This is a genomic window from Paraburkholderia sp., assembly GCF_036488505.1.
Taxonomy (GTDB): domain Bacteria; phylum Pseudomonadota; class Gammaproteobacteria; order Burkholderiales; family Burkholderiaceae; genus Paraburkholderia.
Genome location: NZ_DASXHN010000226.1, coordinates 1 through 8,644 on the forward strand (window position 1 = coordinate 1; position 8,644 = coordinate 8,644).

Annotated in this window: 9 protein-coding genes; 7 read left to right on the plus strand and 2 right to left on the minus strand. The window is 62.3% G+C overall.

The genetic code is table 11. The features are described 5' to 3' along the window. Together rpmB and radC are read right to left on the minus strand one after the other, a co-directional pair. Positions 1-101, minus strand: a 101-nt coding sequence (rpmB, locus tag VGH68_RS13555) for a 50S ribosomal protein L28 (RefSeq protein WP_331604151.1), incomplete at its 3' end; no start/stop codon positions are given. Between the two features lie 191 nt (positions 102-292). Then, positions 293-1,288, minus strand: coding sequence for a RadC family protein (gene radC, locus VGH68_RS13560; RefSeq protein WP_331604142.1), 996 nt, complete (start codon positions 1,286-1,288; stop codon positions 293-295). A gap of 193 nt (positions 1,289-1,481) precedes the next feature. On the opposite strand from radC, the gene VGH68_RS13565 reads away from it, so the two are divergent. The 7 genes from VGH68_RS13565 to VGH68_RS13595 all read left to right on the plus strand — a co-directional run bounded on the left by VGH68_RS13565 (position 1,482) and on the right by VGH68_RS13595 (position 8,607). Then, the gene (locus VGH68_RS13565; protein ID WP_331604143.1) at positions 1,482-1,937 is read left to right on the plus strand and encodes a peptidylprolyl isomerase; all 456 of its coding nucleotides are present in this window, start codon (positions 1,482-1,484) and stop codon (positions 1,935-1,937) included. A gap of 2 nt (positions 1,938-1,939) precedes the next feature. After that, a complete protein-coding gene (ispH, locus tag VGH68_RS13570) occupies positions 1,940-2,899 on the plus strand; it encodes a 4-hydroxy-3-methylbut-2-enyl diphosphate reductase (protein ID WP_331604144.1) in 960 nt (319 codons plus the stop codon). A gap of 545 nt (positions 2,900-3,444) precedes the next feature. Further along, positions 3,445-4,647 (plus strand): branched-chain amino acid ABC transporter substrate-binding protein, encoded by a 1,203-nt coding sequence (locus tag VGH68_RS13575; RefSeq protein ID WP_331604145.1) that lies wholly within the window; start codon positions 3,445-3,447, stop codon positions 4,645-4,647. Positions 4,648-4,874: 227 nt separating this feature from the next. Then, positions 4,875-5,825: a branched-chain amino acid ABC transporter permease gene (locus VGH68_RS13580; protein WP_331604146.1), complete on the plus strand. Its 951-nt coding sequence runs from the start codon at positions 4,875-4,877 to the stop codon at positions 5,823-5,825. Between the two features lie 17 nt (positions 5,826-5,842). Then, complete coding sequence (locus tag VGH68_RS13585; protein WP_331604147.1) at positions 5,843-7,012, plus strand: ABC transporter permease subunit; 1,170 nt, start codon at positions 5,843-5,845, stop codon at positions 7,010-7,012. 72 nt (positions 7,013-7,084) lie between these two features. Beyond that, positions 7,085-7,885: an ABC transporter ATP-binding protein gene (locus VGH68_RS13590; protein WP_331604148.1), complete on the plus strand. Its 801-nt coding sequence runs from the start codon at positions 7,085-7,087 to the stop codon at positions 7,883-7,885. A 17-nt stretch (positions 7,886-7,902) separates the two neighbouring features. Continuing rightward, positions 7,903-8,607, plus strand: a complete 705-nt coding sequence (locus VGH68_RS13595) for an ABC transporter ATP-binding protein (protein ID WP_414696939.1) — start codon at positions 7,903-7,905, stop codon at positions 8,605-8,607. Positions 8,608-8,644: the final 37 nt, after the last annotated feature.

Consider the following 8,644-nt stretch of genomic DNA (forward strand, 5'->3'; position numbering starts at 1 on the left):
TGCAGGTTCGGCAGGAACCGGCGCTTGGTTTTGTTGTTCGCGTGGGAAACGTTGTTGCCGCTCATCGGCGCTTTCCCAGTTACTTGGCATACGCGTGCCATGAGAGCACTCCTAATACGCTAATTCTGAGTTCGAACGCCGCGAAAGTTTCCCGAAAAGAGCCGCGCTGAAGTGAGTTGATGAAAGACTCGCTACTACAGCCGCCCGACTTTTTGCGGAACGCCTTGATGGCTTCGGAACAGGGGGTTGGAAATAGGCAAACCGGGATTCTAGCAGAAAAAAAGCCGCAAAATCAAACCTTATTTGCGACGCCGGACATGCCGCCGTGCGGCGCGCGCGCCTGTTCCGACAGCTCCGCCAGCTTGTGGTTCAGCCCTGGCCAACCGGCGCGAGCAAACGAGTATACGCTGTCCGCGCCGATGATCAGGTGATCGATCAATTGCACGTCGACGAGCGCAAGGGCATCGCGCAACGTCTCTGTCAGGCGGCAGTCGCTCGCGCTCGGATCCACGGCTCCGGACGGGTGATTGTGCGCAATGATGAGGCTCGCGGCATTCGCGGCGAGCGCGCGACGCACGATCTCGCGCGGATAGACGGCCATGCGCGTGAGCGAGCCGCGCGCGTTTTCCTCACAGCGGATCAGCCGATGCCGCGCGTCCAGAAACAGCGACAGGAACACCTCCTGAGCTTGTCCGCCGATCTGCAGCCGCAAATAGTTTTCCACTGCTTCCGGTGAATTCATCAGCCGGCGCTTGCGCATCTTGTCGACCAGCGAGCGGCGCGCCATTTCCATGATTGCAAGCAGCTGCGCCCTTTTCGCCGGGCCGAGGCCGCGGATGCCGTCGAAATCGGCATAGGTCGCGTCGAGCATCGCGCGCAGCGAGCCGAACCTTTGCAGCAGCGTGCGTGCGACGCTGAATACATCGTGGCCGGGTAAGCCGGAGCCGAGCACGAGCGCGATCATTTCGGCATCGGACAGCACATGAGCGCCCTGATTGATCAGCCGCTCGCGCGGCATGTCGCGCTTGAGCCATTTGCCGCGCAACAACTGCTGGCGGGCGCCGGCGTCTGCTGCGGGCTCGCGCGCCTCCCCGGCTCCGGCGGTCCTGCGCAATTCTTCTCCAATGGGCCGGGCGGGCCCGGCGTTTGCGTCTGCCACAACAACTCCAGTAACGCCGGCCCTAGCAGGTGCCACATTCGCGGTGTCGGCTGGGGCACGGTGGTGCTGTTTCTTACGGCGTGGGGCAACCGTGGGTGCTTCGTCGATGGTGCTGGCGAAATCGGCCATATATGTAGAAACCTCCGCTTTGGGTTGGCGGCGCGCGGTGTGACAAGCTGCCGCCGCGTGCGACGGACTCGAACTGTCGTCGGCCAGGTGGCTTACAATAGACGCTTTGCGCACGGCATCCGATGGTTTGCCACACGCGTCGACTGCGCCCGCGGCGCACGCGTGCCGAGCGCTTCGACTGAGCGAGCATTGCATGAGCATCATCGATATTTCCGAGGTGAAACCCGGTTCACACGTCACACTGCATTACCGGCTTTCCCTTGCCGATGGTGCCGAAGTGATCAACACCTTCAACGACAAGCCAGCCACGCTGCTGCTCGGCGCCGGGCAACTGGCGCCGTCGCTGGAGGATATTTTGCTGGGTTTGAAGGTGGGCCACCACTCGACCTTTCAGCTAACCCCTGAGCGTGCATTCGGTCCCCGCAATCCGGAACTGATCCAGCGTGTGTCGCTCGCCACGTTGCGGGAGCACAGCATGATCGGCGAGGACTTTTCCCCGGGCGATCTGGTGGAATTCAACGCGCCGGGGGGCGGGCGCTATGCCGGCGTGTTGAAGGAAGTCGGCGAAACGTCGGCCCTGTTCGATTTCAATCACCCACTTGCCGGCCAGTCGCTGGCGTTTGAAGTGAAAATCATCGGGATTCTGTAAACATGAGCATCACGGATACGACTCTCGCCGAAGCGGAGATCCTACTGGCCCAGCCACGCGGATTCTGCGCCGGCGTCGACCGGGCGATCGAGATCGTCGAGCGGGCGATCAAGCTGCACGGCTCGCCGATCTACGTGCGCCACGAAATCGTTCATAACGCGTATGTGGTCGAAGATCTGCGCAAGAAGGGCGCGATCTTCATCGAAAGCCTCGAGGAAGTGCCGGCCGGCAATACGGTGATCTTTAGCGCGCACGGTGTGCCGAAGGCCGTGCGTTCGGAGGCCGAGTCGCGCGGGCTGCGGGTATATGACGCGACCTGTCCGCTCGTGACCAAGGTGCACATCGAAGTCGCGAAAATGCGCCAGGACGGTTTCGACATCGTGATGATCGGTCACAAGGGTCACCCCGAGGTCGAGGGGACGATGGGCCAGACGGCCGAAGGCATGTATCTCGTCGAAGACATCGAAGACGTCCAGGCGTTGCAGCTCGCCGACCCCGAGCGCATCGCGTTCGTCACGCAAACCACGCTGTCGGTCGACGACGCCGCGGAAATCATCCGTGCGCTGAAAGCCAAGTACCCATCGATCCGTGAGCCGAAGAAGCAGGACATCTGCTACGCCACGCAGAATCGCCAGGACGCCGTCAAGTTCATGGCGCCGCAGTGCGACGTCGTCATCGTCGTTGGCAGCCCCAACAGTTCGAACTCCAACCGCCTGCGCGAACTCGCCGAAAAGCTGGGCGTGCCGGCCTATATGGTCGATTCTCCCGACCAGATCGATCCGGTGTGGGTCGACGGCAAGCGCCGCATCGGCGTGACAGCAGGGGCGTCGGCGCCGGAGGCGCTGGCGCAGGCGGTGATCGCCCGGTTGCGGGAGCTCGGCGTACGCAACGTGCGCGCGCTCGACGGTATCGAGGAAAACATCGCGTTTCCGCTGCCGCGCGGGCTGGGACTGCCCGCCTGACGACCCATTCGCCCTGCCGAAAGAAAGGCGCACCTCACGGTGCGCTTTTTTTTGGGTCGTGCATGTCCTGCGGATCGGATGGAAAATAGTGCGCCATCACCGGGAATCAATAATTTGAGTGGCCTTCCCAACAAAAAAATCCGCTCTTCGATCCGGCGTTTTATCGATTTCGAGGCGATGCGACCCCGGTTCGAGCCTCTCAAGCTGAGCCGCCCCGATCGGCCATGCACCGGAGCGGTGCATCTCAACTGATGCGCGCTGAAAGTCCGATCGACGCAAAGCCCCACGCATCCAGCGTCCCGCGCGAAGCACGCGCAGTACCTCGTTCCATCGCGCTTGACGACGGTGCAACTGATGCACGCTAAAGTATCGCAACCCAGTTGCGCCTTGTAGCGGATTCCGCGCTCAAAATGCGGTTGCAATGCAGGAAAACCCTGCCGGTTCAACAATATTGCCAGCCTCATAATTGGAGTTACAATGCGCGCGTTCTCAAGGCCTCGCGGTCCTGAACAATGGATTTTGCAAGGCGCAGGAGACCTTACTTGATGCGAGTCAAATTTGCTTACGCCGTGTCCATCGCGGCCGTGGTTGCGATGCTGACCGCGTGCGGCAAAAAACAGGATGGCGAAGCGGGCCCCGGCGCATCGACGGCAACTGCCGCGGCGGTCGCACCCGCGAGCGAAGCGGCTATCGTCAAGATCGGTCATGCGGCCCCATTGACGGGCGGCATCGCTCATCTGGGGAAGGACAACGAAAATGGGGCGCGCCTCGCGGTCGAGGAAATCAATGCGCAGGGCCTGACGATCGACGGTCGCAAGATCCAGCTGCAGCTCGACGCGCAGGACGATGCGGCTGACCCGAAAACCGGCACCGCCGTCGCGCAGAAGCTGGTAGACGACCATGTGGTCGCCGTGGTGGGGCACCTGAACTCGGGGGTCTCGATTCCCGCGGCGAAGACCTATAGCGACGCGAGCATCGTACAGATTTCGCCGTCGTCGACGAATCCGGCGTACACGCAGCAGGGGTTCAAGACGACCTACCGCGTGGTTGCCACCGACGCGCAGCAGGGTCCGGCGCTCGCCAATTACGCCACCAACGCGTTGGGCGCCAAACGCATCGCGGTAGTGGACGATGCGACCGCTTACGGCAAAGGTCTCGCGGACGAATTCGCGAAAACGGCGGAGGCCGGCGGCGCGAAGATCGTCGCGCGCGAAGCGACGAACGACAAGGCCACGGATTTCCGGGCCATCCTCACGAAGATCAAGAGTGTTCAGCCGGACGCAATCATGTTCGGCGGCATGGACGCGACGGGCGGGCCGTTTACGAAGCAGGCGGCGGCGCTCGGTATCAGGGCAAAAATCCTTGGCGGCGACGGTGTGTGCACCGACAAGGTAGGCGAGCTGGCGGGAACCGCCGTGCAAAACCTGGTCTGTTCGGAGGCGGGTCTCGCGCTTTCGAAAATGGACCGCGGAGCGGACTTCGAAAAGAAGTACGAGGACCGCTTCCACACGCCGGTGCAGATTTACGCGCCGTTTACGTATGACGCTGTGTACGTGATCGTCGATGCAATGAAGCGCGCTAATTCGATCGAGGCGCCCAACGTGCTGGCTGCGATGCCGTCGACCGATTACAACGGGGTGATCGGCCACATCGCGTTCGACGACAAGGGTGATTTGAAAGAGGGCGCCATTACGCTTTACGACTTCAAGGACGGCAAAAAAGCGGTTCTCGACGTCGTCAAGATGTGATGACGGGAAGTTGAGCCTGACGGCACCGACACCATCCAACGGTGCCGTTTTTGCATTCGCCGATGGCGAGCCCGCGACCGCATCACGGTTGTCAGGGCAAACCGGCAGCGGATAACCCTTACCGGTCTTTTATATCAGTACCCGCAGTGCCGTTGAGATTCCGTGGCGCATCGGCCTACCGGCCGATGAACAGCGTGAATCCAGTCGCACGGGCTAAGGAGCATTAAATGGATATCTTCATCCAGCAGGTCCTGAATGGACTGGTGCTTGGCAGTGTCTACGCCATCATCGCACTGGGCTATACGATGGTTTACGGCATTCTGGGCATCATCAACTTCGCGCATGGCGACGTGTTGATGGTCGGCGCGATGGTCGCGCTTTCCGCCATTGGTGTGCTGCAGAACCACTTCCCCGGCCTCGGCAACGTGCCGACGCTCATCATCGCGTTGATCATCGCGGCGGCGGTCTGCGCGGTGGTCGGCTACACGATCGAGCGCGTGGCTTACCGGCCGTTACGCCGGGCGCCGCGTCTTGCGCCGCTGATCACCGCGATCGGTGTGTCGATCCTGTTGCAGACGCTCGCGATGATGATCTGGTCGCGCAACCCGCTGCCGTTCCCGCAGCTGTTGCCCACCGATCCGATCAACGTGATCAAGGCCACCGACACGACGCCGGGCGCGGTGATCTCGATGACTGAAATCGTGATCATCGTGGTCGCGTTCCTCGTGATGGCGGGCCTGCTGTTGCTCGTGCACAAAACCAGACTCGGCCGCGCGATGCGCGCGATCGCCGAGAACCCGAACGTCGCGAGCCTGATGGGCGTGAGCCCGAACTTCGTGATCTCCGCGACCTTCATGATCGGCTCGGCGCTCGCCGCGCTGGCCGGTGTGATGATCGCGTCCGAATACGGCAACGCGCACTTCTACATGGGCTTCATCCCCGGCCTGAAGGCCTTCACCGCGGCGGTGCTCGGCGGTATCGGCAACCTCGGCGGCGCGATGGTGGGCGGCGTGCTGCTCGGCCTGATCGAACAGTTGGGCGCCGGCTACATCGGCAACCTCACTGGCGGTGTGTTCGGCAGTAACTATCAGGACGTGTTCGCGTTTATCGTGCTGATCGTCGTGCTGGTGTTCCGTCCGTCGGGCCTGCTCGGCGAACGCGTTGCGGATCGCGCCTGATCCCGGGAGAAAAAGACATGACCTCAATTCAACCGATCGAGCCGTCCACGACGCTCATCCCCGAAAAGAACCTGACGAAGACGCTGGCTGTCGGCATCGTCACGGCCATCCTCGTGATCGCCGCGCCGATCATCATCGGCACGGCGGGCGGCAACTACTGGGTCCGCGTGCTCGACTTCGCGATGCTGTACGTGATGCTCGCGCTGGGCCTGAACGTGGTGGTTGGCTTCGCCGGCCTGCTCGACTTGGGCTACATCGCGTTCTACGCGATCGGCGCATACACGGCCGCGCTGCTGAGCTCGCCGCATCTCGCGACGCAGTTCGAGTGGATCGCGCATCTTGCGCCTAACGGCATCCACGTGCCGATCTGGATCATCGTGCCGGTGGCGATGGCGCTCGCCGCGATGTTCGGGATTCTGCTCGGCGCGCCGACGCTGCGTCTGCGTGGCGACTACCTCGCGATCGTGACGCTCGGCTTCGGGGAAATCGTGCGGATCTTCATGAACAACCTCGACCGTCCGGTGAACATCACCAACGGCCCGAAGGGGATCACCGGTATCGACCCCGTGCATGTCGACGGCTTCAGCCTCGCGCAGTCGCACTCGCTGTTCGGCTTCCAGTTCCCGTCGGTGTACTCGTATTACTACCTGTTCGTGCTGTGCGCGCTGTTCGTGATCTGGGTGTGTACGCGTTTGCAGCATTCGCGTATCGGCCGCGCATGGGCCGCGATCCGCGAAGACGAAATCGCCGCGAAGGCGATGGGCATCAATACCCGTAACGTGAAGCTGCTCGCGTTCGCGATGGGCGCCTCGTTCGGCGGTCTGTCGGGTGCGATGTTCGGCGCGTTTCAGGGCTTCGTGTCGCCGGAATCCTTCACGTTCTGGGAATCGGTCGTGGTGCTCGCGTGCGTGGTGCTCGGCGGGATGGGGCACATCCCCGGGGTGATTCTGGGCGCGGTGCTGCTCGCGGTGTTTCCGGAATTCCTGCGCTCGACGATGGGTCCGTTGCAGGACATGATCTTTGGTCATGAAATCGTCGACACCGAAGTGATCCGTCAGCTGCTGTACGGTCTCGCGATGGTCGTGATCATGCTGTATCGCTCGGAGGGCCTGTGGCCCGCGCCGAAGCATGAGGACAGGATTGCGAAGCTGGCCAGGCGCGGCAGCAAGAAGCCGGTGCGCGCCTAAGGGGCGATGTCCCGGCATGGGACCTGGGCCAGGCGCTAAAGCGCTAACCCGGGTCGACAGGAGAAAAAAGACATGAGCGATAACGTAAGCAACAACGCAGGCAACGGTCAGATCCGGCTGTCGGTGAACGGCGTGAACAAGCGCTTCGGCGGGCTGCAGGCACTGTCGGATGTCGGCCTGCAGATCAAGGCCGGCCAGATCTACGGTCTGATCGGTCCGAACGGCGCCGGTAAGACGACCTTCTTCAATGTGATTACGGGGCTGTACACGCCGGATTCCGGCGAATTCAAGCTCGACGGCGTGAACTACACGCCGACCGCGGTGTATCAGGTCGCGAAGGCGGGCATCGCCCGCACGTTCCAGAACATCCGTCTGTTCGGCGGCATGACCGCGCTCGAGAACGTGATGGTCGGCCGTCACGTGCGCACGAAGCACGGCCTGCTCGGCGCGGTGTTCCAGACGCCGGGCGAGCGCCAGGAAGAGCGCGAGATCAAGGAACGCGCGATCGAACTGCTCGACTACGTCGGCATCGCGCAGTACGCGGACTACACGTCGCGCAATCTGTCGTACGGCCATCAGCGCCGGCTCGAAATCGCGCGCGCACTGGCGACCGATCCGAAGCTGCTGGCGCTCGACGAACCGGCGGCCGGCATGAACGCAACCGAGAAGGTCGAGCTGACCAAGCTACTCGACAAGATCCGCGCGGACGGCAAGACGATCCTGCTGATCGAGCACGACGTGAAGCTGGTGATGGGCCTGTGCAACCAGATGACGGTGCTCGACTACGGCAAGGTGATTGCCCAGGGTCTGCCGCAAGACGTGCAGAAGGATGCCAAGGTGATCGAAGCTTATCTGGGTGCGGGAGTCCACTGATGTCCACGACGCAAGCAATGTTGAAAATCAAGGGCCTGCAGGTCAACTACGGTGGCATCCAGGCAGTCAAGGGCATCGACCTCGAAGTCGGGCAGGGCGAACTGGTCACGCTGATCGGTGCGAACGGCGCGGGCAAGACCACGACGATGAAGGCGATCACGGGCCTGAAGGCGTACTCGGCGGGTGATATCGAGTACATGGGCCAGTCGATCAAGGGGCTGCCCGCGCACGAACTGCTCAAGCGCGGTCTCGCGATGGTGCCGGAGGGGCGCGGCATTTTCGCGCGCATGTCGATCCTCGAAAACATGCAGATGGGCGCGTACCTGCGCAACGACAAGGACGAGATCCAGAAGGACACCGAGCGGATGTTCGGGTTCTTCCCGCGCCTGAAGGAGCGCGCGACGCAATATGCGGGCACCTTGTCGGGCGGCGAGCAGCAGATGCTGGCCATGGCGCGGGCTTTGCTGTCGCGGCCGAAGCTGCTGCTGCTCGATGAACCATCGATGGGTCTCTCGCCGATCATGGTCGAGAAGATCTTCGAGGTGGTGCGTGAGATCTCGGGCGAAGGGCTGACGGTGTTGCTGGTGGAGCAGAACGCACGGCTGGCGTTGCAGGCGGCGAATCGCGGATACGTGATGGATTCGGGTCTGGTCACCATGTCGGGTGATGCGAAGACCATGCTTGATGATCCGAAGGTCCGGGCAGCATACCTCGGCGAGTGATGATCAGTTGATGAAAAAAAGCCGCATGCCTTCCACA